Below are 25,975 nucleotides of genomic sequence, written 5' to 3'. Positions count from 1 at the left end.
GAACAACCATGAGATCACTGGTCAAACAGCTGCTTCGCAACCGTGAGATCCGCCGGCACACCGCCGCACCCGCCGACCGGCTCCACCCGCCCACGCGTCCCGACCCGAACGGGTGGTTCTGCGTGGCCTTCTCCGACGAGGTCCGCCCCGGGGCCATCACCACCCGCCCGTTCATGGGGGGCGAGGTGGTCGTCTACCGGACCCCCCGCGGGTTGCTGCGGGCGGTCCGCCCACGCTGCCCCCACCTCGGGGCACACCTGGGCGTCGGTGGAACACTCGACGGTGAGGAGATCGTCTGTCCCTTCCACCGGTTCGCCTTCGACCCCTCCGGGGCCTGCGTACGGACCGGGTACGACCTGCCACCGCCCAAGGCGACCCTCACCCAGTTCCCCGTCTGCGAGGCCAACGGGTCGATCTACGTGTGGCGGCACGCGCTCGGCCTCGCACCGCAGTGGCAGGTGCCGATCTTCGGCCTGGACGAGCGGCAACCCTTCAGCCACAACACCTTCGACATCGCCGGTCACCCGCAGGACGTCATCGAGAACGCCTTCGACTGGGGGCACCTCCCGGCGCTGCACGGGCTGCGGGACCTGGTCATCGAGGGCACGCCGGTGATGGGGGAGCCGATCAGCACGGTCACCGCGACCGCCCGGGGAACGGTCATGCGCCAGAGCCGCCAGTCCTACACCCTCACCGTGATCGGACTGGCCACCATCGCGGCCCGCACCCGGTTGCCCAACGGCGCGGGCGATCTCCACGTCATGCTGCACGCGACCCCCACCACCGCCGGTCGGATCCAACTGCGGTTCGGCACCAAGCTGGAGCTTGCCGGTCTGCCGTTCCTGCCCGAGCGGGCCGCCCGCGCGACGGCGATGCCCGTCGCGCGGCTGCTCGGCGCGATCGCCCAACGGGTGGCCTCGGTCGACACCGGCGCGGACCTGCTGATGTGGCACCACCAGGAGCACGTCGAACAGCCGAAGCTCGCCCGGGGCGACGGCCCGATCGGGCGGTACCGGCAGTGGGCGCGGCAGTTCTACACCGACCCCACCCCGTCCGGTGATTCCACCGACGCCGCCGCCTCCAGGACGTCCACCACCAACGGTTCGCCGGCTGTCAACGGATCGTCGGTCGCCAACGGATCGTCGGCTGTCAACGGCTGGCCGGTCGCCAACGGATCGTCCCTCGACGAACGGAAGGCCGGCCGCTCCGAGGTGTGACCGTGGCCGTCGTGGCCTGCGAACCGTGCCGGTGCCGTCGCGGCAACGAAGGGAGACCCTCTTGACGGGGCAGAACACAACGCCGGGTGCCGCGCAACGACTGGTGGTGCTGGGCGCGGGAGTGATGGGGACGGGCATCGCCGCACTGGCGGTCGGGCACGGGATCGCCGTGTCCATGATCGACGTGGACCGCCGTCGCCTGGCCGAGGCCACCGACCGGGTCGACCGGCAGGTCCGGACGGCCCGGCTGATGGGTGCCCTACCGGAGGACACCCGACCCGGTCCGCTGGACGTCGGACTGTCCCTCGCGGACGTCCCGACCGGGCGGACCGGCACCTTCACCGCGGTGGTCGAGGCGGTCACCGAGGACCCCAACGCCAAGGCGAAGGTACTGGCGGACGTCTCCGCCCTGGTGGCACCCGGCATCCCGGTGGTGTCGAACACCTCCTCGATCCCCATCGGCGAACTGGCCCGGTCGGTGGCACGACCGGAAGACCTGATCGGCAGCCACTTCATGAACCCGCCCTACCTGATCCGGACCGTCGAGGTGATCCGCGGCCCGCGTACCGGTCCGCACACCCTGGACGCGGTACGCGGGCTGCTCACCACCCTGGGCCGGGAGTCGGTGGTGGTCGAGGACGCCCCGGGCTTCGTCACCAGCCGGATCCTGCACCCGATGATCAACAGTGCGGTCCGGGTGGTGGCCGCCGGCACGGCGAGCGTCGAATCCGTCGACAGACTCCTGCAGGGATGTCTGGGGCATCCGACCGGTCCGCTGCGTACCGCCGACCTGATCGGCCTGGACAACCTGGTCGACTCCCTGTGGGTGCTGCACGAACGCACCGGCGACGAGAACTGCCGCCCCTGTGAGCTGCTGCTGACCAAGGTCCAGGCCGGCCACCTCGGCCGCAAGAGCGGACGGGGTTTCTACCACTACGAGGGAGACCTGTGATGACTGTGCCATCCGACCAGGAGGTGTCGGACACCGGCGACCGGGTCGACACCGCCGCGCCGGAACTGGTGCGCTTCCTGACGGCGCGTACCGGGCGGACCTGGCCGCCGGACACGGACCTCTTCGCCACCGGTGGGCTGTCGTCGCTGTTCGCGATGGAGTTGGTCGTACACCTGGAGCAGACGTACGGGGTCTCCGTACGCGGCACCGACCTGCGGTTGGACAACTTCCGCACGGTGCGCCGGATGGTGGCCCTGGTCGACCGGCTCCGCACGAGCGAACCCGGCGACCACGGTGCCTGAGACCATCGCCGCCACCACGCCCACCGTCACGCCCGCCCAGGCCGCCACGCTCGTCGCCCGCCTGGTCGGCGACCGGGCGGGCGACTGGGACCGGGCGGGCCGGCTACCCGTGGACGTGGTGCGCGCACTCCACACCGCCGGCCTGCTCGCCCCCCAGATCCCGACCGGGTACGGCGGACCGGGCTGGAGCAGCCTGGACAGCGGCGAGTTCACCGCCCGGGTGGGCAGCCTGTGCAGCTCCCTGCGCAGCGTCATGACCTCCCAGGCGATGGCGGCCTGGACCATCGAACGGGTGGCCGACCAGACCCAGGCCAGGTCGCTGCTGCCCCGCCTGGCCGCCACGGACACGGCCGCCGTGGCCTTCAGCGAACCGCAGGCGGGCAGCGACCTGTCGGCGATGACCACCACCGTCACCATGACGGGCGACACCCTGCGCCTCGACGGCCACAAGGTGTGGGTGACCGCCGCCGACCACGCCGACCTGCTCCTGGTCTTCGCCCGCCTCGGCGACCAGGGAGCCGTCGTGGTGGTGCCCCGGGCCACCCCGGGGGTACGGGTGCACCGGCGGGCGGATCCGCTGGGCTGCCGGGCCGCCGGCCACGCCGACGTGTGGTTCGACGCGGTACGGCTACCCGCCAGCAGCCTGCTCGGTGCCGGCGGGCAGTCGCTGTCCCTGCTGGTGACCACGGCGTTGAGCTACGGCCGGATGTCGGTGGCCTGGGGGTGCGTGGGGATCCTGCGGGCCTGTGTGGCGGCAGCCGTCGCACACGCCCGTTCCCGCCACCAGTTCGGCCGCCCGCTGGCCCGACACCAGCTCGTCGCCCGGCACCTGGCCGACCTGTGGGCTGCCGAGCAGGTGGCCACCCGGGTCTGTGAGCACGCCAGCCGCTGCTGGGACACCGGCTCACCCGACGTGGTCACCGCCACCGTCCTGGCCAAGTACGTCAGCGCCGGGCACGCCACCCGGGCCGCCGCCGACGCGGTCCAGATCCTGGCGTCGGCCGGTGCGGTCGACGGGCACCCCGTCGCCCGGGCGTACCGCGACGCCAAGCTCATGGAGATCATCGAAGGCAGCACCGAGATGTGTCAGCTGATGCTGGCCGACCACGCGGTGAACCGCCGGTGACCCCACCGCCGCGCCGCGCCGCCCGCCCACTCATCCCATACTGCCCAAGATCGGCAGTCCACGAAGGAGTCGACGTGACCGACACCGTCCCGACGGTCCCGCCCGTGACCGTGAAGTGCCTGGTCTGGGATCTGGACGACACCCTCTGGCAGGGTGTCCTGCTGGAGGACGAACAGGTCGTGCTCCCCGACCCGATCCGGGCGGTGATCACCGGGCTGGACGCCCGGGGCATCCTCCAGTCGGTCTGCAGCCGCAACGACCACGAGCCGGCCTGGGCCCGGCTGCGCGCGCTCGGTGTCGCCGAGTACTTCGTGGCACCGCAGATCGGATGGGGACGCAAGTCCGACGCGGTCCAGCGGATCGCCGACCGGCTGGGCTTCGCGCTCGGCACCGTCGCCTTCATCGACGACCAGCCGGCCGAACGGGCCGAGGTCGCCTTCCACCTCCCGCAGGTACGCTGCTACGACGCCGACGCCGCCACAACCCTGTTGGACCGGCCCGAGTTCACTCCGACGTCGGTGACCGTGGACGCCCGGCGACGCCGGCAGATGTACCAGGCCGGTCAACGGCGGGCAGACGAGCAGGCCCGGTTCACCGGCCCGGCGGAGGACTTCCTGCGCTCGCTGGAACTGGTGATGCGCATCCGGCGCGCCGACGCCGCGGACCTGTCGCGGGTCGAGGAGTTGACCCTGCGGACCAGCCAGATGAACGCGACCGGAGTGCACTACCCGGACCAGGCGTTGCGGGCCCTGTTGGCCGACCCCCGGTACGAGGTCCTGGTCACGACGTTGACCGACCGGTTCGGGCCGCACGGCGCGGTCGGTGTGCTGGTCCTAGAGAAACACCCCGGAGTGTGGCACCTGCGGCTGCTCGCCACCTCGTGCCGGGTGGTGTCCTTCGGCACCGGCACCGTCCTACTGACCTGGCTGGTGGACCAGGCCGCCCGAGCCCACGTGCACCTGATCGCCGACTTCCGCCCCAACGACCGGAACCGGATGATGGAGATCGCCTACCGGTTCGCCGGCTTCGACGAGGAGCCCTGCGCATGCCGGGACCGCATCGCCGTCGACGGCGACCGGGCCGTCCAGCGACTGCACCTGGCGGCATGCCGGCAACCGGCACCGTCGACGTTCCAGCTGACCGCCCCCGACCTGGCCGGCCCGGCGACCGTCGGCGCGGGTTGACCGCCCGCGCCCGGCCCCCACCGGCCGGGCGGCGGTGTGGAGGTCAGCCGGCCCGCCGGCGGGCCAACGTGATGCCGTCGGCCATCGGAAGCAGACACACGTCCACCCGTTGGTCGTCGCGGATCATGGCGTTGACCCGCCGCACCCCGGCGGTGTCCGGATCACCGGCGGTCGGGTCGACCACCCGGCCGAAGAACAGCGTGTTGTCCACCACCACCAGTCCACCGGGGCGTACGAGTCGCACCGCCAATTCGTAGTACTGCGGATAGTTCGCTTTGTCGGCGTCGATAAAAACGAGATCGAAGCTGCCACCGGTGCCTTCGTCGAGCATTTTTTCCAGGGTTTTGACGGCCGCGCCGATGCGTACCTCGATGCGGTCGGAAACCCCCGCGCGGTGCCAGTACTCGGCACCGATCTCCGGCCACCGTGCACTGATGTCACAGGTCACCACCCGGCCGTGCGGTGGCAACGCCCGGGCCATGCACAGGGTGCTGTAACCGGTGAAGGTGCCCACCTCCAGCACCCTCGTGGCCCCGACCAGGGACACCAGCAGCGCAAGGAGTTGTCCCTCCTCGGCCATCACCTGCAGGGACTGACCGCCGGGCAGCTCACCGGTGTGCGTGCGTAACGCCCGAAGGACGTCGTCCTCCCTGAGTGAGAATTCCCGGACATAGGCCAGAAGCTCCGGGCCGACCCCGATCTGATTAGCCATGCCAGCAATTTTAGAGACAATTTGCCGCCGTACTCAAGGTGTGGCACAAGCCATTTTGGTGGCTCCCGAGAATGCGGCGGGGACGGTGGGTGGCTCAGGGTAGAGCGGCGTGGGCCTCGGTGAGGAAGTTGTCGCGGTCGTCCCCGTGGGCGATCGCCGCATCGCGGACGGTATCGATCGTGGCGGCCAGCGGGTCGTGGTTGGCCAGCGCGACCAGGGCGGGGAATGCGACAGCCTGCCGAAGCACCTCGGTGACACCGAACGCGCTGAACACCGGGTCCGGCGAGAGGGAAATCGTGGTGTGGGGCACCTCGGGGTCCGACGTCAGCCGACGGTACGCGGCGGCAGCACTCTGCTCGGTGAGGGCGCGCGGCAGTGGGCGGCCGGCCTCAGCGGCGGCGAGAGCGTCGGCGATCCAGCCGAGCTGCTCCAGCCCGGCCACCCGCATCGCACGGCGGGCCGACCAGCAGGCCACCTCCCGCTGCCGATCGGCGGGCAGCGCGTCGATGCGGTCGAGTAGCCGGCGGTCGATCCGCGCCAGGGACTGCGCGTGTCCGAAGAGTCTGCGGACCCGATCCGACGGGGGAGGACCACCCCACCGCGCGGCTTTCTGTTCGGCCCGGAGCCGGCGGACCTTCTCGGCCCGAGCGGTCGCCTCGGCGGCCTGCCCCCGCAGGGTCTCGACCCACGGGAGTGTCCCGGAGCCGTCGAGCAGATGGTCCCAGATCAGGCCGAGGGCGACGGCGTGCCGGCCCCGTACTCCCTCATGCCGCAGCGTGACGCCGTCGGGACCGGTCGTCAGCCGTACCGTGGTGGGCTCGTCGTCCGGCAGGGCGGTCAGCGGGGCAGGGAAGAGCGGATCTGGTATTCAGCCCCCGCGCTCTCCTCGACGCCCGGTCACCCTCAGCCCTCAAACCCGGAACTCTGCCGACAGAGGAGTGAACCAAGGTGTTCCCCGGCTCGTCAGGCGCGATGGCGGCGGGTCTTCTCGATGACGTCGCGGCCGTCGGCGTCCTGCTGGCGGGGTGCGTAGCCGGCCTTACGTAGGGTGGCCATCGTGTCGGCCGTGGTGGCTTGGCTGGCGAGCACGGTCGGGGCGAGCAGCCGCAGGTTGAGCTTGTCCAGCCGCTTGTCGGCGACGATCTGGGCCAGCAGCGCGGTGTCGTCGCTGACCAGGGTGCTGGCCACGGGCGTGACCCGTACCGACCCGTGTCGGCGGGCGACATCGGCGAGCAGGTAGACCAGTGGTTGTGGCAGTCCGCCGTCGGCGATTTTCCTCAGGGCTCTGACCAGGCGCTGCTCGGTCCAGCCCGCGTCGTATGCGCCGCGTACCGTCGCTGGGCTGAAGCGCCAGGTCGTCGCTGTGCCCCGGGACTCGACGACGGCGGTCGCGTCGAGGAGTTCAGCCAGCTCCGGGCTCGGTGTTCCCGCCACGACAGCGGTCAGGTCCGCCTGCAGCCGGGCCGTACGGGCGACCTCACCCAGGTCGCCCACCGCCTTGGCGATGTCCGTGCCGGCCAGCAGCGCCTGCCCGGCCGGGCTCACGGCCCCCGCGCCGAGCGCCCCCAACGTCGCGGCCTCGTCCAGCAGGCCACGTACGGTCGTGGTACCGCCGAAGGCCAGCGGCTGGCACCACCATATCCACTGCGCCGCGTGTTCCAGATCTGTCGTCGCCCGGTCGCCCAACGCCTGCAGTACTGCCATCCGGGCGCGGGCCGACCAGTTCTGGTGGTGCTCCGCAACCCACGGCCCGGTCTGCGACGACGGCAGATAGTCCAGGTCGCGCCACGCCTTCAGCATCACCGCGAGCCGCTGCTGCAGGCCGAGCTTGAGCCAGCGGTCGTACGCGGCCGTCGGGACCACGCGTTCATCGAGGTCGGCCAGCCCGGCCTCATGGGCCACCGCCAGTAGCAGCCGGGCGGTCGGAACCGTCACGCCCAGCGTCTTCGCCGTCCGGGTCAACTCGCGCACGCCCACGCCGCCAGCCTTGACCGTAGCGAGGGGCTCCCGTCCCGCCCCGTCCAGCAGCGCCGACAACAGGCCGACCACAGCGATACCCTGGGCCTGTGCGTCGCGGCGCACTGACGCAGGCTGCGGCGTATGCCAGGCAACCAGCGGCTCCTGTGGCTGGAACGGAGCGCGGTAGTCCGCTTCTCGCACAGCGAGTGCGACCTGACCTGCCAGCTGATAGTCCTCCCAGGTCACGCGGTAGACCAGTCCGTGCTCCTCGGCCCAGTCCAGCGGATGCACCCGCCGGTAGCGGTCCGTGAACCGACTCCGGTGTGCCATGCTGCTGCCCCCGTAGCGACGGACCTGTCCACCGTCGCGGTCAGCCTCCTCCACCGCCGCCCGGGTCGCGGCCGGCATCCGCTTCACCAGAGCGTGCACGTTGTCCATGTCGTGGAAGAACTCCTCCACCTCCGCCAGCAGTTCCGCCTTACGGCCCTTCGCGGCCAGCCCCAGGTTGCGCGCCACCACCTTCAGGTCATCGGCGCTCAACGCGGCGGCGAGCTGACCAGCGGCCGGGCCGACACCCAGCGGCCGGGAGAAGACCTCTCGCACGACGCCGCTCACCGTGAGTCGGCCCCGCAGTCGCCTGACGAGCCCCGCATCGGTGGCGCGCTGCAGGTACGGCGTCGCGTCGGCGCCGACCAACGCCGACACCTCCGCCTCGGTGACCAGGCCACCCAGCGCCAGAGCTGTCTCCAACACCTGAAGGGTCGGCAGGTCAAGGCCAGCAAGCTGATCAAATGGACTCACGACTGCACTCCCAGAACATCCGGCGACCCCTGGATCCAACCGCGCGAACCCGTTGCGCGTGACGGGACCCGCCCGGCAAGGACACCACGCGGCCAGGGGCGACCTGGGCCGGGTCCGGCTGCTGGTCGTAGGCCAGCGGCACGGTCGACGCGAACAGGTGCTCGGTCGCCAGGCGTGGGTTGCCGATTTTCCGGAGGCCGACCTCCACGAATTGGTGATCCGTTCGACCGCGACCGGACGGGTCCAACCGCACCGGAGCCGTCTGCCGCGCCCGGATCAACCCACGGTCTGCCCGGTGCACGAGGAGGGATCGTCCATCAGGTCCTGGACCACGGCCCACAGGTGGCCGGCACCGGAGAACAACGCGGGGTCGAGCACCTCGTCGCCGAAGTCGACACCGAACTCCTTCTCCAACTCCGCCAGGAGCGCTGTCGCCCGCAACGAGTCCAGGCCGAGGTCGACGAGCGGCTCCGCCGGGATGTCCTGATCCGCGGAGAGCGCCGCCAGGTAGCGGCGCAGGATCGCCTCGAACGGCGCCGGCCAGGTGGTGGGTGACGACATCTAGGTCTCCGTCCTGGGCGGGGCCGCATCGGCATGGTCGAGGAACCGTCGGGTCAGCGCCGGATAGTCGACCTTGCCGTTGCTGTTCGTGTCGATCGCGTCCACTGCGAGCCATCGCGTCGGCAACATGTAGGGGGGCAACGTCCGGGCCAGTGCGGACCGTACCGCCGCGTGGTCCGGCGGCCGGTCGCCGGCGGCCACGTAGGCGATGCCGATCTCGCGCCCGGCGGCCTCGGGTGAATCCACCGCCACGATCGCCACGTCGGCGAACTCCGGCAGTTGCCGCGCCACCCGGGCGATCTCGTCCAGTTCGACCCGGTAACCGCGGGACTTGATCTGCCGGTCACCACGACCGTGGAAGTGGGCGAGTCCCTCCTCGTCGAGGCTGGCCCGGTCCCCGGTGCGGTACCAGCGGGTGGAGTCGTCACCCTCGACGGTGCCGAACACCGCCGCCGTCTCCGCCGGGCTTCGCCAGTACCCCGGACTGAGTCCGACCCCGGCGATGTGGAGGTCACCGACCACGCCGGTCGGCACCGGCCGCCGGTGTTCGTCGAACACTCCCAGGCGTTCACCGGGCAGCGCGGTGCCGATCGGCACGTCGGCACCCGGCGCCGGCATCGACCCGACGTCGTAGTAACTGCTCGCGACGGTGGTCTCGGTGGGCCCGTAGAGGTTGGTGAACCGGACGTGCGGCAAATTCGCCATCCAGTGGCGCAGGCCGTCGACCGGAAAGGCGTCCCCGCACCAGATCAACCGGCGAAGCTCCGGCATGTCCCGCACCACCCCACGGTTGGCCATCGCCATGAGAACCGACGGCACGGACGACCACTGGGTCAGCCGCGACTCACGGATGAACCGCGCCAGCAGATCAGGTACGAGGTTGTAGTGCGCCGGGACAAGGTGCAGCGACGCGCCGGCCGCCACGGCCGAGTAGATGTCGAGCACGGAGAAGTCGAACGACAGGGCCGAGTGGCAGGAGAGCTGGTCCACGCTGGTCAGTTGGAAGTGTTCCCGCGCCCAGGAGGCCAGCCACAGCACGCTCTCGTGCGTGATCGGCACCCCCTTCGGCACCCCTGTCGAACCTGAGGTGAAGAGCAGGTACGCGAGGTCGGTGGGGGTCGGTTCGGTGGCCGGTGGCGTGGCCGGTGCGGCGGCGATCTCGGCCGCCACGACGTCCTGCGGTCGCCGGGCCTCCGGCGGCGGGTCGGTGAGCCAGACCGTCACGGCCGACGGACCGTCCCAGCACTGCCGGAGCAGGCGGTGGGTGGAGGCATCACCGATGGTCAACCGTGGCTCGGCCGCGACGATCCGGGGCCGCAGCCGGGCCGGCGGACCGGCGGTGTCCAGCGGAACGTAGACGCCACGGCATTTCAGGACCGCGAAGATGGCGCAGATCGCCGCGGCGGACCGGGGGAGCAGTAGGACGACCCGGTCACCCGGCCGGAGTCCACGGGCCGCCAGGACGTGGGCGAGGCGGCTGCTCTCCCGCTCCAGGTCGCCGTAGGTCAGCACATCGCCCTCGTCGGCCACCGCCACACTCGACGCATCACGCTCGGCCTGTTCGCGGACCAGATCGACGAGGCTGCCACGCGCCACGGCCGGTATCCCCATGGCGGGCCTCCCCTCCGGACCTCGTAGTCGGTGACGCCGACGAAAATTCCTGCCTTTCTACCACACGAACATGTCCACAGAGGACGCGGAGAAGCACGGCCAGAGCACAGCGAACTCGCTGCCCGAGCAGTGCCCGAGACCCTGCTTGACACCCGGCACCCACTCGCCGATTCTCTAGGTGACCACTGGTCGATGCCGTTCCTCGGGCCGGTCCAACTGCCGGCTGCCACCGGTGCGGCCCCGTGACGCAGGGCGGCCACGGGAAAGGAGTCCCACGGTGACGGCCGTTCTCGACGAACAGCTCATCGACGACCGGGAGACCACTCCCGAGAGCCTGTACCTGCGCTGGGAGCGGCAGAACTGGTCCACCCAGGACCTGGCGATGGCCGCCGACCGACCGGCGTGGCAGGCGCTGCGGCCCTTCCTCCACCAGGAACTCAGGGCCGCTCTCGTCGAACTCGCCGTCGGTGAGGTCGCCGTCGCCCGACTACTGACCCCCCTGGTGTACGCGGCCCCCACCCAGGCCGCCCAGTTCTACCTCTCCAGCCAGCTCGTGGACGAGAGCCGGCACAGCATTTTCTTCCTCGGCTACCTCCAGGCGGTGGAGGGATCCACCGAGCCAACCCACGCGTACGCGCGACGGTGCCGGGCGGACGCCTCCGCCGCCACCGTGGAGCTGTTCGACGCGTACCTGCTGGAACAGACCGAACGGGTACGCCGCGACCCGGACGACCTCGACGCCTGGTACGCCGCGGTGACCACTTACCACGTGGTGGCCGAGGGGGCCCTCGCGTTGGTCGTGCTCCGCTCGGTGGCCGAAGCGGTCCGCCGTTGCGGGCAGTTGCCCGTGCTGGCCGAGGGACTGCGCAACGTGATCCGCGACGAGTCCCGGCACGTCGGTTTCGGCGTCTGGGCGATGCGCCACGGGGTGGTCGACGGCCGCCGCCGGCTCGTCGGCGACCAGGTCCTCGACGCCGTCCCGTACGTGGTCCACGTGCTGGTCGGACCGGAGCGGCGCAACCCGTCGGCGCTGCCGATGGTGGTGCGGGCCCGGGGCCGGCAACTGCGTGACCAGTGGGACACCGCCCGGGACGCGCTGCTGCGCCGCGTGCGCGCCGCCGGTCTCGACGACGTCGACGCACAGGTCACCGAGGTGTGGCATGCCGCCGAGGAGCGGGCCGTCGCCGACTACGAGAACCGTCACGGCGTGCCACATCCGATCCGGAGCCTGAGCTGAGGAAAAAGGAGAAAGTCCGATGGCAGAGCCCGTCGAGGTGACGGTCCGCCAACTGGTGGCCAGCATGGCACCCCACCCGGCCGGGGACGTCACCGACGGCCAGCGGCTCGTCGACGACCTGCACTTCGACTCGCTCGCACTGATCGAACTGGCGGTCGCGTTGGAGAGAAGGTTCGACCTGGCACCGATCTCCGACGACGAGGCGATGGACGTCGTCACGGTCGCCGACGTGGTGGCGCTGGTCAGCCAGGCGACCGGATGACGACACCATGAGCCTGACCGGCTGGCTCACCGAGCCGCGCACCGGCCACGGGCTGCGGGTGGCCACCGACGACGCCGGTTGGGCCCGGCACGACTTCCCCTCGCTCGCCGCCGCCGCACTGACCGTGGCCGGACTGCTGCGCGACACGGGACTGCGCCGGGGTGAGGTGGTCTCGCTCCTGCTGGTGTCACCGGAGACGTTCCTGGCCGGCTTCTTCGGGGTGCTGGCAGCCGGTGGTGTGGTCAACCCGATGCCACCGCCCGCCGGCCTCGGCGCGGGTGCGGCGTACCCGGAGCAACTGACCCACCTGATGCGGGTCGCCGGCACCCACACCGTGCTCGTCGACCCGCACCTGGCCGGGACCGCCCGCAGCGCCGCAGCCGCCGCCGGACTGGCGGTGACCGTGCTGACCGTCGCGGGTCCCGACCAGCCGGGCGACGTGCGGCCGGGCCGTCCCGCCACGCCTGCCGTCGACGACCCGACGCCACCGGCCGGGGACGAGGTGGCACTGGTCCAGTTCACCTCCGGATCGTCCGGCCACCCCCGGGCGGTGGCGATCCGCGCCGACAACCTCCTGGCCAACATCACCGCGATCCGCCGCTGGCTCGACATGGGCGCTGCGGACGTGACCGCCACCTGGCTGCCGACCTACCACGACATGGGGCTGATCGGCTGCACGTTGGCCCCGGTGCTCAATCAGAGCGACATCCTGGCCATGCGACCGGACCAGTTCATCCGTTCGCCCCGACGCTGGCTGTCCTGCTTCGGCGAGTGGGGGGCGACGCTGACCGCCGCACCCACCTTCGGCTACGCCTACGCCGCCCGGCGGATCGGCCCCGACGACCTGGCCGGAATGGACTTCAGTCACTGGCGGGCCGCGATCGTCGGAGCCGAACGGGTCAGCCGACGCACCCTGGAGTCGTTCGCGGCGCTGCTCGGCCCGCACGGGTTCCGCACCCGGGCCTTCCTACCCGCGTACGGGCTGGCCGAGAACACCCTCGTCGCGACCGGCCTGCACCTGGCGCCACCACCGGTGGCGCTCCGGGTCGCCGGCGAGCTGAGCCCCGGCGAGCCGGTCGAGGTGACCGCCGTCGAGGAGGTCGGGACCGACCCGTCGGCCGACGACGACTGGCTGATCGGCTGCGGCGATGCCCGCGACGGTGTCGCGGTGACCATCGTCGACGACGAGGGCCGACCGCTGCCGCCCGCCGTCGTCGGGGAGATCGCACTGACCGGCCGGTCGATGGCCGCCGGATACCACGGGGCCGATGCCACTGACGCCGCCTTCGTCAGCGGCCGGCTGCGCACCGGCGACCACGGCTTCCTCCACGACGGCCAACTGTTCGTCCTCGGCCGGGCCGGCGACAGCCTCAAGGTACGCGGACGCAACCTCTACGCGGAGGACCTGGAGGCCCGCCTCGCCGGCGTCGACGGCCTCTCCCCGGAACGCGTCGTGGTCCTGGCCGGTTCCGCCGGCCACACACCCGTACTGCATGCGCTGATCCGGCAGCGGCCAGGTCCGTGGGCCGCGGAGGTCGCGCGGATACTCGGCCGGGAGGGCGGCCCCGGCGTACGGGTCCGGGTGCTCAGCGTGCCCGCGCCCGCGGTGGCGCGTACCACCAGCGGTAAACCACGACGGCGGCCCATGTTCCGGGCCGCCACGGACGGCTCCCTTCCCGGCGAGGTGCTCTACGACTCCGCCGACCCCGGGGCGTGGCCGCGGTGAGCGCGGTCACCGTGGCGGAGACCGACAGGTGGCTCGCCGCGCTGCGCCGCATCACCCTCGTCCCGCCGGCCCACCGCGAGGTCACCGTCGACCAGGCGGGCGCGCTGGGGCTGCTGCGTTGCTCCGCCGAGACGCTGGAGCTGCTGGTCGAAGCCGGGCTACCGGTCACCGGCGCGGGCGACGAACGGCGATTCTGCCACTACGACCTCATCAATCTGGGCCTCTACTCGGGCACCGGGAACAGCCTCCCGGAGATCGGCTGGGAGTTCGCGTTCCGGTTCTCCCTGAAGCCCGCCGCCACCTGGACGGAACCGAGGTCCTGGCGGATGACCGCGACGATGAGGTGTCCGGACGGCGGATGCGGCACGGGCCCCGGCTGGCTGCTGCACCGACCGGTGCCGGAGCGTAGCGGTGGCACGGCCTCCGGCTGGACCAGCGCCGCCGGGCCCGTGACCCTGACCGACGACGAGGTACGGCTCCCGGCCGTGCCCGACCTGGTCGCCGTCGAACTGGACCTGGTCACCGCCGGCCGGGCGGACCGGATCGTCTCCCCCCGGTTGGCCCGGCTCTTCGCCGGTATCCGCCATGGCGGGCCGCGTTTCCAGATGCTGCCGTCCAGTTGGCAGGTCGACCCGGACGACACGCTCGCCAACGGGGTGGTCAACTGCGTCTCCGCCAGCCTGTATCTCGAACGGGAGTGCCGGGCCATGGGCTACGAGGCGTACGCCCGGCGGGGTTGGCTGATCGGGATGATGGACCTCGACCACGCCTGGCTGGAGGTGCGCGACGACGACGGCCGGATCAAGGCGGTGGACCCGGTGATGGCGCTGCTGGCCCGCCTGCTTCCCGGCGACCGGACCGCCTACGAGGATTTCTGCATCGGCTCCAGCCTCAACCGGGTGTTGCCCTGCGCCTGCCGGGCGGAGGGCCCGATGGCGGTACACCACTGCGGGGGCCGGACCCGTCCGGTCGCGGTGAGCACCACCATCAAACCGCGGCGGCCCGGCCGACCGCAGGGGCAGCTGCCGTGACCGTCGGGTCCAGGGTGTACCGCGCGGGCACCGAGGCGCGCTATCCGGCCATCACCCAGCGGGGCACCCTGAAACCGACCCAGCTGGTGCACCTCCTCGACGAGGTCTCCGCCGGCTGGTGGCAGGAGATGGCCGGCCTCGACCGCTGGTCCTACTTCGAACGGCACCGGGTCCGTGCCGTGGTGCGGTACGTGGAGGCGTACACCCCGCCGGTGCGGGTGCTCCCCGGAGCGCCGCTCGACGCCGAACTGGCCGTCACCCTCGGTCCTGACCGGCGTGGCTGGTACGGCGGGCACGACGAGCTGACCCTGCGCGCCGCCGACGGCACCGTGGTAGCGGTGTGGACCAGCAGGTGGACCTGGCTGGACAGCGGCACCAGCGCACGACCCACACCGCGCACCGAGGCACCCCCGGGCTTCGGCGGCGACTCGCCGCTGCTGCCGGAGTCGCCGCGACGACCCCGCAGCGGCGGAGCCGAGACGGCGGGCTTCACCTTCAGCGACCGCGAGACGGATCTGAACGACCACGTCTTCTTCGCGTGCTACCTGGAGCGCGGCGAGAACGCGCTGGCCGACGCGGGGGTGCCGCCCGGCCGTACCGACACCAGCCGGTGCTGGTACCTGCGACCGGCGCGGGCCGGTCAGTCGATCACACCAGCGGTCACCAGGACCGAACGCGGGCATGTCGTCGAGCTGCGCTTCGGCCCGGGCGGTTTTCCGGCGGCGGTCTGTGAGTACACCAGCATCGAGCCGTGACCGACCCGGAGCCGTGGCGGGCCGGACAGGATCACGCCGAAGGCGACGCGATCCTGCGGAGGCGGGCCGGCTGGTCGGGGAGGCGCGGAGGTTGCCGCGCCTCCCCGACGGGTCAGCCCGTCAGTGCGGGCACCGGTTCGCGACGCAGAGCGGCAGGACGTTGGTCTGCCGGGATCCGTTGTCGTTGGGGGGAGCGGGGGTCGGGTCGCCCGGCATCACCGGGGGGTTACCCGGCGCCGGGCCACCGGCAGCCTCGTTGTTGAACCAGGCCCGTACTCCGCCCTGGTCGTCCAGGACCAGGTAGTCGGCACGGCGGTCGCCGTTGATCTCCGCCAGCTCGACCTGGCTCCGCGGGTACCCCACGCCCGAGGCGATCTCGCCCCGGGAGAGCCAGGCGCTGCCCGGCCCGCCCCGGTTGTTGATCCACGCCCGGACCTGGCCGTACTCACCCAGCACCAGGTAGTCGTCCCGGCGGTCGCCGTTGAGGTCGGCGAAGGTGACCGTTGCCCCGGCCGCACCGAAGCCCGAGGTGACCTCGCCCTGGGACGCCCAACTGACGGTGTTGCCGGTGCCGGCGTTGAGCCAGGCCTTGACCTGGCCCTGGTCGCCGACCACCAGGTAGTCGTCCCGGTTGTCGCCGTTCACATCGGCGAACCGGATCTGGTCGCGCGGGCCGGAGCCGGCAGCCACCTGCCCGATCGACGACCAGGCGACCGCATTGCCGGTGCCGGCGTTGAGCCAGGCCTTGACCTGGCCCTGGTCGCCGACCACCAGGTAGTCGTCGCGGCCGTCGCCGTTGAGGTCGGCGAACCGGATCTGCTCACGCGGACCCGAACCGGAGGCCACCTCGCCCCGCCAGTCCCAGCCGACACCACCGCTGTCCCGGACGTTGAACCAGGCGCTGACCTGCCCCTGGCCGCCGACCACGAGGTAGTCGTCGCGGCCGTCGCCGTTCAGGTCCGCCCACCGCACCTGCTGACGTGGAGCGCCGCTGCTGGCGATCAGCCCCTGCCAGGCCCACGGGTCCGGGCGGCCGTACCGGTCGTTGAGCCAGGCGGTGACCTGGCCGCTCGCGCCGACCTTGAGGTAGTCGTCGCGGCCGTCGCCGTTCAGATCGGCCAGGTCCAACTCGGCACTGGTTACGCCGGCCCCACCGGCGACGGTGCCCTCGTAGCCCCACGGTCGACCGCCGGTGCCGATGTTGTTGAGCCAGGCGCGGATCCCGGCCTGCTCGTCGACCACCAGGTAGTCGTCCCGGCCATCACCGTTGAGGTCGGCGAAGCGGACCTGGTTGCCGTTGGCGCCGACGCCCGAGGCGATCTCACCGAGCCCACCCCACGGGGAGCCGGCACCACCGATGTTGTTCTGCCAGGCCCTGACCCGACCCACGCTGTCCACGACCAGGTAGTCGTCGCGGCCGTCGACGTCGATGTCGGCGAACCGGATCTGGTCGCGGGTCGCACCCACGCCCGAGGCGATCTCACCCTGGGCGGCCCAGGCCACCCCGTCGCCGACGCCGACGTTGAACCACGCCTTGACCTGACCCTGGTCGCCGACCACCAGGTAGTCGTCGCGGCCGTCGCCGTTGAGGTCGGCGAACCGGATCTGCTCGCGGGGCCCGGATCCGGAGGCGACCTGCCCCCGGCTCTGCCAGCTGACGCCGTTGCCGACACCGGCGTTGAGCCAGGCCCTGACCTGGCCCTGGTCGCCGACGAGCAGGTAGTCGTCGCGGCCGTCGCCGTTGAGGTCGGCGAACCGGACCTGCTCACGCGGGCCGGCCCCGGCGGCGACCTCGCCGACGTAGTTCCAGCCCTCCGGTCGAGGACCGGTCGGCGGCGGGGTCGTGCTGGGCGGCACACCACACGCCCCGGGATCGCCCGTACGCGGCGGCCGGATCAGTCCTTCGGTCAGCGCGCTGTCGATCGCGCCGTCGAAGGCGTCGGCCATCTTGCGGTACCCGGTGTTGTTCGGGTGCAGCCCGTCGGTCATGTCGGCGGCAGTCACCGCGCTCATGCTGACCAGCCGCACCGGCCGTCCGACGGCGCGCAGTTCGCCGACCAGGCTCACCACCTGCGCGTTGTACTGCTGCACCCGCGCGTTGATGTCCGGCGACAGCGACGGCACCAGGGTGGCCACGAAGACGGTGGACTCCGGGCCACGCCGGAGAGTGGTGTTGATCAACGTGCGCAGCTGCCCCACGGTGGCCGGGATGTCGACGGCGCTGCGCAGGTCGTTCGTCCCGATGTGCAGGGTGACCACGTTGGGGCGGTAGCGGGCCACCGGGCAGTCACGCACCAGGCTGTTGATCTGGTTGATCTTCCAGCCTGGGTGACCTTCGTGGTTGGTGTCCGGCAGCTCACCGGTGTCCACCGAGCCGACGAAGTCCAGTGCGCCCGGCTGGTCCGACAGCAGGTCCCACAGCCGGGCCCGGTAGCCGGTCCCGGCCGGGCTTCCGCCGACACCCTGCGTGATCGAGTCACCCAATGGCATGACGCGCAGCGACAGCGGTGGCGGTGGCGGCGTGGGTGCCGGAGGCCGCTGTACCGCCGCCCATATGTCGCCCCAACGGGCTGCCACCCAGTCGGCGGTCGCGGAGATGGTGTCGGCGAGGGCGGGCCACCACGAGTTCCTCCACTTCGCCGCGATCGCCTTCATTTGCTTCAAGACCCACTCTCGCCCCTCGCCGGACCTGATCCAATCACCGAATCGGGACTCCCAGAACGCCTGGAACGTGCCGGCGGCGGCCCCGGCCAGGCCGGCGGCGAACGCGTAGAGATACTGGTGCCAGTCGTCCAGCCGGTTCTCCCAGTGGGCCTTGATGATCCAGGTGGTGAACCCGGCGAGGAACCCTCCCACCGCCCCGCAGGTCAGCACGAAGGCCGGAACAATGAGCCCGCAGATCGCCGTCAGGGCCCACTGCAGGCCCCACCCGATCGCGGCCAGAATCAGGTCCTGATACCAGGTCAGATCGGGATGGTCGTCGTCCGCCTCCAGGGTGAACACCAGGCTGGTGCTTGTCAGCGTGACCTGACCGTCGACATCGACCCAGTGTAGAGCCCCACCTCCCGGCGGTAGATCCGGCTGGTAACGCTCGATCTCCTCCCGGATCGTGTCGCTGAACAGCGGATTGCGGTTGTTGAGTTCGTTGACCCTGGCCGCCAACACGGCGCGGTCGACCTCGGCATCCAACGGGATCTCGACCGTTATGGTGTCGGGCACCGCATCGGCCAGCCGCGCCCCGAATGTCGCCAGTTTCGCCTGGAAAGCCGCCTTCGCCGCGGCTCTGGCCGGTTCTCCCACCCCCGCCCGGCCCGGCCCGGCCAGGCCGGCCACCAGTGCTGATATCAGAATTGTTGCCAGGAAGAGGAATGTCCTTCGATGTCTACGGAGCATGGCACGGAGAATAATTTCGATCGACATCGAAGTCCACTGTGCTGTGTGGCACGTCCACTCGGGCCGGATTAATTGTGTTTCCGAGCGACTGTCGAGGATATTTAACGGGCATTTTACCGCCCAGCCATTAATTATCGGCGCTTTCAGGCTGGCTGAGGGAGCTGAGAGTTGGCCGCAGTGGCTGTCAGCGGCCGGTGGACCCGTCGATCCTCTCGCGGATGATGTCCGCGTGCCCCGCGTGGCGTCCGATCTCCTCGATCATGTGGACCAGCACCCATCGCTGCGACGGCGGCAGGGCGCCACGGCCGGGCGGCCGGCGTGCCGGCTGGGTCAGCTCGGTCCAGGTCTCGAACTCGGGCTCCGGTACGCCGGCGACCTTGTCCATGATCGCATTGCGGAGGTAGTCGATGAAGCCGACCAGAGTGTCCTTCTCCCCGGGGGCGGTCCATCCGGGCCCGGTGTCCTTGCGTTTCCTGGTTCGGGTGGTCGGCGGCATCAGCTTCTCCGATCATGTCGTTGGATGAGCAGAACGTTGTCGGTGACGGTGGCGCTCCGGCCTTCCGGTCCGGTGGCCCGGCGGCGCGGCATGTCGGCGCGTACGACGGACCACCGGGCCGGGTCGAGGGCCAGCTCGGCTGCGGTCTCGCCGGGTGAGGGGTAATGCGTGTCGGGATCTCTGTTCCACGACCAGGGCGCGGTCGAGCCGTGGTCGACGATCAGGAGATGACCGCCGGGGCGCAGCGCGTGCGCCGCGGTACGCAGTACTCGCCCGCGGTCCAGCGCGAAGGGAGTGTGCAGATACTGCGCGGAGATCAGGTCGAACTGCCCGTCGGGGAAGCTCCGGGCCAGATCGTGCTGTTCGCCGGTCACCCGGCCGTCGACGCCGAGTTGCCGGGCGCGTGCCCACACCCGTTCCACGGCGGCGGTTGAGATGTCCACAGCGGTGACCTGCCAGCCATGCCGGGCAAGCCAGATGGTGTCGCCGCCGGCGCCACATCCCAGGTCGAGGGCATCGCCGGGAGGCAGTGTCCCGGCTGTCTCCTCCAGCACCGGGTTGGGGTTCCCAGCGGAGCCGCCGCGCCGGGCGCGGTGGTGCTGTTCCCAGAACGACTCGGCATCGAGTGCACCGGTCACCGGTCCGCCCCCCTCGCGAAGAACGTCACCAGTTCGGTGGTGACGAATTCCGGGTTCTCCTGGATCAGCCAGTGCCCGGCCCTGGGCACCTCCACGGCGCGGGTGATGGTGGGCATGAGGGGCCGGACCGTCGAGCGGGTGAAGTCGAGCGTGCCTTCGGCCGTCAGCAGCATCGTCGGCATGGTGATCGGCTTCGCGGCCTTGTTGTCCCGTTCGTCCTGGTCCAGGGTGCGGTAGAGCTCAAACCCGCCGGTCAGGACTTGCGGGCGCTGGTACGTGCGGGCGTACTCGTCAATCTGTTGTGCGGTGAAGGGAGCCTTCGCGCCCGGCCCGCCGAAGCTGACCCCACCGTAGGCAACATACCCGTAGAAAAGAGACAGGTAGTCACGGACGTCGTCGTCGACCAACAACTCGGGGAACCCGTCCTGGTGGTGGAACGACATGTGCCAGCTCGCCTGCCGGTAGGCGCTCGCGCTGAGGGCGGGGCCGGGCATCGGATAGTCGAGGTGGGCGTACTTGACGACCTCGTCCGGGAACTGTGTGGCGTACTGGAACGCCACTCCGGCACCGAGATCGTGGCCGGCCAGGTTGATCTTCTTCAGCCCGAGCTTGTCGACGAGCAGCCGGTGGACGTAGCGGGCCAGGGTCGCCTTGTCGTAACTGGACGGCGCACCCTCGCTGTCGCCGAGTCCCGGCAGATCAAGCGCATACACGGTGTACTTCTCGGCGAGCGCCGGCATGATCTCGCGCCACGAGTACCACGACTGGGGCCAGCCGTGCAGGAGGACGAGCGGCTCGCCGGTGCCGCCGGTGACGTAGTGCATCGTCACGCCATCGACGTCGGCTGTCTCGTGGGTGAATTGACGGTTGAACGGGGCATCATCCCGGGTGGCCGCATCGTGACCTGCCGTGATGGTGGCGCTCGCCTGCTGTGCCGTCGTGTTCTGCGTCCTGCCGCCGGTGGTCGTGCACGCTGTCGCCAGGACGAGCGCGGCCGTGGCGGCCGCGACGGTGCGCGACCACCGTGTTGCCGGTGTCGAAGTTGCTGCTGATGTGAGCATCGGTTACCTACCTCCGCCACCAGCATGACCAGCAGCGTTGCCTATTTGCGAGAAACGTTGCGGATCCGCATCATGAATCCATGAACGTCACGTCGCACGACGTCCTCGCGGGCGTCGGCCCGCGCCTGCACGCACTACGCAAGGCCCGGAACATCTCCCTGGCCGCCCTGGCGGCAGAGACCGGCCTGACCGCAAGCACGCTGTCGCGTCTCGAGAACGGGAAACTGCGCCCGACGCTGGAGCAACTCCTGCCGCTGGCGCGGGCGCACGGCGTCCCGCTCGACGAACTGGTCGCGGCCCCGCCCACCGGCGATCCACGCATCCACCTGCGGCCGGTACGGCGGTCCGGCTTCACCGTCGTGCCGCTGACCAGACGTCCCGGAGGCATCCAGGCCTACAAGGTGATCTATCCACCGGCCGGCAGATCGGCTACGACGACACTGCAGACCCACGATGGGTACGAATGGTTCTACGTACTCAACGGACATGTCAGGCTCGTCCTCGGTGACCAGGAATACCAGCTGGGCCCCGGCGAAGCCGCAGAGTTCGACACCCGCATCCCGCACCAAATCGGCAGCGCCGACGCTCAGGCCGCAGAGCTGCTCACCCTCTTCAGCGCCCAGGGCGAACGCGCCCACCTGTCGCCCTCCCTGACATCGCCCACCTGAACGACCCGGCTCCGGAGCAGACACCTCACCCGAGCCAGGCCGAGGGTGGCGCGACCAGCCACGGCATCCTTCGCAGAAACGCCCAGGAGCTCGGCTACCCCGCCTACCTGCCGTCCGGCACGCCGGGACCGCCCCGCAGCGACCTGCCCGACCGGGCATCGGCGAACATGAGCCCCATCAGAACGACGAACGCCGCCTGATGGAACTCCGGCGGGAAGATCCCCGGCGGGATCGTTCCCGGGTGAAGGTTGCCGAGCCACCGCTGCACCAGCGCGACGCTCTCGTGTTCGTCGACGCCGGCAAACACCTCGACCGCCCGTTCATAGTGGCGTCGAACCTCGTCGGCCGGCCCCGTGTCGAGCAGGGCCAGGCAGAGGCCGAGCAGCGCTTTGCCTTCGCGGTACCGGTCGCCGACCGTCCGGAAGATGCCCGCGGCCCGGGAGTGGGCGACGGCCGCGTCCCCGCACCGCCCCGCCGCCCGCAGATTGTTGCCGAGGTTGTACGAGGCGACACCCTCGCCCGGCCGGTCACCAGTCTCGCGACACGCCTCCACTGCCTGTTCGTAGGCCTCGGTGGCATCGTCGAACCGTTCCGCGTCCTGCAGGGCCACACCGAGGTTGCTCAGCGCGATGCCCTCGCTGCGCCGGTCGCCGGCCTCGCGGTACGCCTGCGCCGCCCGGGTGTGGGCGGCCGCCGCCTCGGCACACCGTCCACCTCTGCGCAGAGTCAGGCCGAGGCCGGTCAACGCCAAGCCTTCGTCGTCCCGGTCACCGCTGTCCCGGAAGAGCTCGACGGCCCGGGTGTGTGCGACGACCGCCTCGTCGAACCGCCGCACCGCCCGCAGCGCCGAGCCCAGATGGTGCCGTGCCTCAGCTTCGTGGTGCCGGTCGTCGAGCTCGCTGAAGAGGTCAGCGGCTCGGGTGTGCACGGCGATGGCCCGCTCGTGCTGCTGCATCCCCTGTAGGTCCGCGCCGAGGTTGTTCAGGGCGAGAGCCTCACCCTGCCGATCCCCGGTCTCGCGACAGATCCCGGCGGCCCGGGTGTGGGCGATGACCGCCTCGTCGAACCGCCCCACCGCCCGCAGCGCCTGGCCGATATTGTTCAACGCCGTGCCCTCGCTGTGCCGGGCGTCGATCTCACGATAGATGTCCAACGCCCGGGTGTGGGCGGCGATCGCCTCGTCGAACCGCTCCACCGCCCGCAGTGCCAGGCCGAGATTGTTCAGCGCCACGCCGACGTCGTGCCGGTCACCGGTCTCCCCGATGAGCTCGACCGCCCGGATGTGGGCGGTGACGGCCTCGTCGGACCGGCCCGCCTCGTTGAGGGCCGCGCCGAGGTGGCTCAGCGCCATGCCTTCGCCGTGCCGGTCCCCGGCCTCCCGGCAGAGGGCACGGAAGCTGTCGGTGACCGTGATCAGCTCCGACAGATACCGACGGAACGACAGGAACGTGTACAGGAGCGACGCCAGTCCGATGCTGGCCGTGCGGTGCCCGTGCGTCGCCGCGGTCGTACAGACGGCAATCAGATTGGGCCGTTCGATCTCCAACCAGGCCAACGCCTGTGCCCGCGTGGAAAAGGTGACCGTGACCGGGGGCGGCTGCATCTGCCCGGCCGCGGCGTAGGTGGTCTCGATCCGGGCCAGGGCGTCCGCCGGGACGGAGCGCGCGGCGAGCGCGGCGGCGACCGACGGAGGCTCCAGTTGGACACTGGCGGCGGCGGTGGTCGCGACGTAGTAGGTGAACAGCCGGGCACGGGCGGCATCCGGAGCATCGGCTCCGGCAGCCGAGTCCGACTGCTCCTCGGCGTAGAGGCGGACCAGGTCGTGCATCCGCCACCGCCCCCAGCTGGGGCCGGCCGCGACGAGGTGGGCCCGGGCCAGGTCCGCCAGCAGCGTCTCGGCCCGCTGCGCATCGGTGTCGACCAGGCATGCGGCGGCCTCCGTGCCGACCTCGGGGCCGGGGTTGACCGGCAGCAGTCGGAACAGGCGGGCCTGGGTGGGGTTCAGCTGCCGGTAGGAGAGGTCGAACGCGGCGCGCACCGCACGGTCCTCCCGGGTCAGCCGGTCCAGCCGGGTGTGTGCGGCGCGCAACGCCCCCGCGAGGGAGGCCAGCGTACGGGTGCCGGGATCGGCCAGCAGACCGGCGGCGATGTGCAGCGCCAGGGGCAGGCCCGCGCACAGTTCAGCGATCTCGGCAGCGGCCTGCGGCTCGTCGTGCCCCCTGCTGTCGGCCGGGCCGCGCAGCTGTCCCAACTGGTCGACCAGGAGCCGAACGGACGTCTCGACGTCCAACACGTCGAGGTCGTGCAGTCGGGCCCCGACCGCCAGGGTGTGTCGGGAGGTGATCAATGTGGCGGTGCTGTCGTCGCTCGGCAGCAGCGGGGTCACCTGGGCGGCGGTGGCCGCATTGTCGATCACCAGCAGCAGCCGCCGGTCCTGTGCGGCATAGGCGGCCAGCACGCTGCGGAACAACGCACTGCGGTCCTGCTCGCCCGCGGGGATGTACTCACCGGGCAGCCCCAGTGCCTGCAACAGGCCGAGCAGCGCCGCGCCGGGCGACAGGCTCCGTTGCGGGTCGTAGCCGGACAGGTCCACGAACAGCACTCCGCCCGGGAACCACCCCGGCTGTCGTCGGGCCCGGGTGGCGGCCTGCACGACCAGCTCGGTCTTGCCGACCCCGGCCAGACCGGCCACCGCCGAGACCGGTCCCGCTCCGGTGCTCCCGCCGGGAGCCAGCTCCCTGAGCAGCAGCTCGACCTCGGTTTCCCGACCGGTGAAGGACTTCGTGGCCCGGGGGAGCCCGGCGGGGGTGACCTGCGGCGGCAGGGTCACGTTGATGGTGTGACCCTGAATCACCACGTTGAGGAACACCCCACCCGTGATCGTGTTCGAGGTCGCTCCGTCCGTCCGCCGGCCGAAGAGCCGGCGTCCGAACCCGTCGCCCTTCACGTCACCCCGCCCGGGACGGGTCGGCACCGTCGTCGGCAGCCGGCGGGTCGGCTGGCTGCCGGACGACGTCACGGGCCTGGATGACCGGGCCGCGGTACGTGCCGGCCGTGATCGTGTTGGTCACCGCACCGTCGGCGGCCGCCCGGGATGCCGGGGCGGGTGGGACCCCGAGCGTCAGGTCACGGGCCTGGATGACCGACTGGGCGAACTCGCCACCCTGGATCGTGTTGTCGACCCGACCGGCCGGCCCGGCCCCGGCCTGCGGCGTGGCCCTGCGGGTCGCCGCCGCGGTGTAGGCCGTCAGCGCCAACCCCAGCACGGTGGCGAAGATCCCCAGCGTGCTGGCCCACTTGTCGGCCTCCGTCACGCCGACCCGGACGAACGCCACGCCGAGGCCGACCAGGCCCAGCGAGCAGAGTGTGCCGGCCGCCCACCCGGCGATCTTCGTGTTACGACGGGTCATCGTTGCATTGTCTAGGGTCACCGCCACTGGTGGAACACAGCCGGGGCGGCGGGCGACGTTCGGCCGGCGGCCGGTGGTCGCCGCTTCGGCGACGAGACCGCGGAGGATGAGGGCGAGCCCCGCCTCGAAGGCGGTTTCGTGGCCGATGGGCGGCAGGCCCGCGCTGTGTCGGCCACGGCGCATTCCCGCAGGGGGCGGACTTCACCGGGCCGGTGCCAACCCGTTCTCGACGGCGATGCGTTCGATCTCGGCGGGTGTGCCCGTCATCAGGGCGCGGCAGTGCCGGTTGACCAGGTCGGCGGGCCAGTCCCACCACGCGGCCCGTCGCAGCCGGTGGATGTCGTCGTCGTCGAAGCGCTGCCGGATCGGCCGCGCCGGGTTACCGCCGACGATCGTGTAGGCCGGCACGTCGGTGGTGACCACCGCACCGGCGGCGATGATCGCCCCGTCGCCGATCCGTACGCCCGGCATGACCGTCGCCCGGTAGCCGAACCACACGTCGTTGCCGATGACGGTGTCACCCCGGCTGGGCATGGCGGTCACGACGTCGAGGGTCCGCTCGGCCCATTCGCCGCCGAAGAGGGTGAACGGGAAGGTCGACGGACCCGTGACCGGGTGGTCGCCCCCGGCCATCAGGAACCGGGTGCCTGCCGCTATCGCGCAGAACCTGCCGATGACCAGCTGTTCCGGTCCGAAGTGGTAGAGCACGTTGCGTTGCTCGAAGCCGGTAGCGTCGTCGGGATCGTCGTAGTACGTGTAGTCCCCGACGGTGATCTTGGGGGAGGTGACCAGCGGCTTGAGGAACACCACCCGGGGATGCATCGCCACCGGGTGGAGGGTCGTCGGGTCGGGCGGCATGGCGGACCTCGCTCG

At 71.2% G+C, this 25,975-nt stretch carries 23 protein-coding genes; 11 read left to right on the top strand and 12 right to left on the bottom strand.

What is annotated here, in order from left to right:
- Window positions 1–8 precede the first annotated feature (8 nt).
- From AB0C22_RS24965 to AB0C22_RS24945, 5 genes are all read left to right on the top strand, one after another.
- Complete coding sequence (locus AB0C22_RS24965; protein ID WP_219460240.1) at window positions 9–1,217, top strand: Rieske 2Fe-2S domain-containing protein; 1,209 nt, start codon at window positions 9–11, stop codon at window positions 1,215–1,217.
- 61 nt (window positions 1,218–1,278) lie between these two features.
- Window positions 1,279–2,169, top strand: coding sequence for a 3-hydroxyacyl-CoA dehydrogenase family protein (locus AB0C22_RS24960; protein WP_255597531.1), 891 nt, complete (start codon window positions 1,279–1,281; stop codon window positions 2,167–2,169).
- On the top strand, window positions 2,169–2,471 hold the full coding sequence (locus AB0C22_RS24955) for an acyl carrier protein (RefSeq protein WP_219460244.1): 303 nt from the start codon (window positions 2,169–2,171) through the stop codon (window positions 2,469–2,471). The genes AB0C22_RS24960 and AB0C22_RS24955 overlap by 1 nt, the downstream gene beginning before the upstream one ends.
- Entirely contained in the window at window positions 2,464–3,597 is a 1,134-nt protein-coding gene (locus tag AB0C22_RS24950; protein ID WP_357537321.1) for an acyl-CoA dehydrogenase family protein, read from the top strand. The genes AB0C22_RS24955 and AB0C22_RS24950 overlap by 8 nt, the downstream gene beginning before the upstream one ends.
- Window positions 3,598–3,671: 74 nt before the next feature.
- Entirely contained in the window at window positions 3,672–4,781 is a 1,110-nt protein-coding gene (locus tag AB0C22_RS24945) for an HAD-IIIC family phosphatase (protein ID WP_357537319.1), read from the top strand.
- A gap of 43 nt (window positions 4,782–4,824) precedes the next feature.
- Here the strand turns inward: AB0C22_RS24945 and AB0C22_RS24940 are convergent, their stop codons facing one another.
- The 5 genes from AB0C22_RS24940 to AB0C22_RS24920 all read right to left on the bottom strand — a co-directional run bounded on the left by AB0C22_RS24940 (window position 4,825) and on the right by AB0C22_RS24920 (window position 10,425).
- Window positions 4,825–5,493, bottom strand: coding sequence for a class I SAM-dependent methyltransferase (locus tag AB0C22_RS24940; protein WP_357537317.1), 669 nt, complete (start codon window positions 5,491–5,493; stop codon window positions 4,825–4,827).
- Window positions 5,494–5,587: 94 nt separating this feature from the next.
- A complete protein-coding gene (locus AB0C22_RS24935) occupies window positions 5,588–5,968 on the bottom strand; it encodes a hypothetical protein (RefSeq protein ID WP_357537315.1) in 381 nt (126 codons plus the stop codon).
- 488 nt (window positions 5,969–6,456) lie between these two features.
- Window positions 6,457–8,157 (bottom strand): helicase-associated domain-containing protein, encoded by a 1,701-nt coding sequence (locus AB0C22_RS24930; protein WP_357537313.1) that lies wholly within the window; start codon window positions 8,155–8,157, stop codon window positions 6,457–6,459.
- Window positions 8,158–8,529: 372 nt separating this feature from the next.
- Window positions 8,530–8,814, bottom strand: coding sequence for an acyl carrier protein (locus tag AB0C22_RS24925; protein ID WP_357537311.1), 285 nt, complete (start codon window positions 8,812–8,814; stop codon window positions 8,530–8,532).
- A complete protein-coding gene (locus AB0C22_RS24920) occupies window positions 8,815–10,425 on the bottom strand; it encodes an amino acid adenylation domain-containing protein (protein ID WP_357537309.1) in 1,611 nt (536 codons plus the stop codon).
- Window positions 10,426–10,702: 277 nt separating this feature from the next.
- Here AB0C22_RS24920 and AB0C22_RS24915 point away from each other — a divergent pair, with 277 nt between their 5' ends.
- The 5 genes from AB0C22_RS24915 to AB0C22_RS24895 are packed head-to-tail and all read left to right on the top strand — an operon-like array spanning window position 10,703 to window position 15,436.
- Window positions 10,703–11,662: a hypothetical protein gene (locus AB0C22_RS24915; protein ID WP_357537307.1), complete on the top strand. Its 960-nt coding sequence runs from the start codon at window positions 10,703–10,705 to the stop codon at window positions 11,660–11,662.
- A gap of 19 nt (window positions 11,663–11,681) precedes the next feature.
- Window positions 11,682–11,924 carry a phosphopantetheine-binding protein gene (locus AB0C22_RS24910; RefSeq protein WP_219460270.1) on the top strand — a complete coding sequence of 81 codons (243 nt, stop codon included), beginning with the start codon at window positions 11,682–11,684 and terminating at the stop codon, window positions 11,922–11,924.
- A 7-nt stretch (window positions 11,925–11,931) separates the two neighbouring features.
- Window positions 11,932–13,650 (top strand): AMP-binding protein, encoded by a 1,719-nt coding sequence (locus AB0C22_RS24905; protein WP_357537305.1) that lies wholly within the window; start codon window positions 11,932–11,934, stop codon window positions 13,648–13,650.
- Window positions 13,647–14,681: a hypothetical protein gene (locus tag AB0C22_RS24900; RefSeq protein WP_219460278.1), complete on the top strand. Its 1,035-nt coding sequence runs from the start codon at window positions 13,647–13,649 to the stop codon at window positions 14,679–14,681. The genes AB0C22_RS24905 and AB0C22_RS24900 overlap by 4 nt, the downstream gene beginning before the upstream one ends.
- Window positions 14,678–15,436 (top strand): hypothetical protein, encoded by a 759-nt coding sequence (locus AB0C22_RS24895; RefSeq protein ID WP_219460282.1) that lies wholly within the window; start codon window positions 14,678–14,680, stop codon window positions 15,434–15,436. The genes AB0C22_RS24900 and AB0C22_RS24895 overlap by 4 nt, the downstream gene beginning before the upstream one ends.
- 120 nt (window positions 15,437–15,556) lie before the next feature.
- Here the strand turns inward: AB0C22_RS24895 and AB0C22_RS24890 are convergent, their stop codons facing one another.
- The 4 genes from AB0C22_RS24890 to AB0C22_RS24875 form a co-directional block, all read right to left on the bottom strand.
- Window positions 15,557–18,829: an FG-GAP-like repeat-containing protein gene (locus AB0C22_RS24890; protein WP_219460286.1), complete on the bottom strand. Its 3,273-nt coding sequence runs from the start codon at window positions 18,827–18,829 to the stop codon at window positions 15,557–15,559.
- 184 nt (window positions 18,830–19,013) lie between these two features.
- Entirely contained in the window at window positions 19,014–19,214 is a 201-nt protein-coding gene (locus AB0C22_RS24885) for a DUF664 domain-containing protein (RefSeq protein ID WP_255597981.1), read from the bottom strand.
- A 110-nt stretch (window positions 19,215–19,324) separates the two neighbouring features.
- Window positions 19,325–19,963, bottom strand: a complete 639-nt coding sequence (locus AB0C22_RS24880) for a class I SAM-dependent methyltransferase (protein ID WP_308290676.1) — start codon at window positions 19,961–19,963, stop codon at window positions 19,325–19,327.
- Window positions 19,960–21,024, bottom strand: a complete 1,065-nt coding sequence (locus AB0C22_RS24875) for an alpha/beta hydrolase (RefSeq protein WP_219460294.1) — start codon at window positions 21,022–21,024, stop codon at window positions 19,960–19,962. Before AB0C22_RS24875 ends, AB0C22_RS24880 begins: the two co-directional genes overlap by 4 nt.
- A gap of 80 nt (window positions 21,025–21,104) precedes the next feature.
- Between AB0C22_RS24875 and AB0C22_RS24870 the strand changes: the two genes are divergently transcribed.
- Window positions 21,105–21,692 (top strand): XRE family transcriptional regulator, encoded by a 588-nt coding sequence (locus AB0C22_RS24870; RefSeq protein ID WP_219460297.1) that lies wholly within the window; start codon window positions 21,105–21,107, stop codon window positions 21,690–21,692.
- Between the two features lie 103 nt (window positions 21,693–21,795).
- On the opposite strand, the gene AB0C22_RS24865 is transcribed toward AB0C22_RS24870, so the two are convergent.
- The 3 genes from AB0C22_RS24865 to AB0C22_RS24855 form a co-directional block, all read right to left on the bottom strand.
- Window positions 21,796–24,711, bottom strand: coding sequence for a tetratricopeptide repeat protein (locus AB0C22_RS24865; protein WP_357537301.1), 2,916 nt, complete (start codon window positions 24,709–24,711; stop codon window positions 21,796–21,798).
- The gene (locus AB0C22_RS24860; RefSeq protein ID WP_357537299.1) at window positions 24,641–25,102 is read right to left on the bottom strand and encodes a hypothetical protein; all 462 of its coding nucleotides are present in this window, start codon (window positions 25,100–25,102) and stop codon (window positions 24,641–24,643) included. Before AB0C22_RS24860 ends, AB0C22_RS24865 begins: the two co-directional genes overlap by 71 nt.
- Before the next feature lie 201 nt (window positions 25,103–25,303).
- A complete protein-coding gene (locus tag AB0C22_RS24855; RefSeq protein WP_357537371.1) occupies window positions 25,304–25,924 on the bottom strand; it encodes a CatB-related O-acetyltransferase in 621 nt (206 codons plus the stop codon).
- Window positions 25,925–25,975: the final 51 nt, after the last annotated feature.

This window comes from Micromonospora sp. NPDC048894 (assembly GCF_040649765.1).
Lineage (GTDB): Bacteria > Actinomycetota > Actinomycetes > Mycobacteriales > Micromonosporaceae > Micromonospora > Micromonospora antibiotica.
The sequence above is the reverse complement of the archived record's forward strand: the minus strand, read 5'-3'. Positions and strand labels throughout refer to the sequence as shown.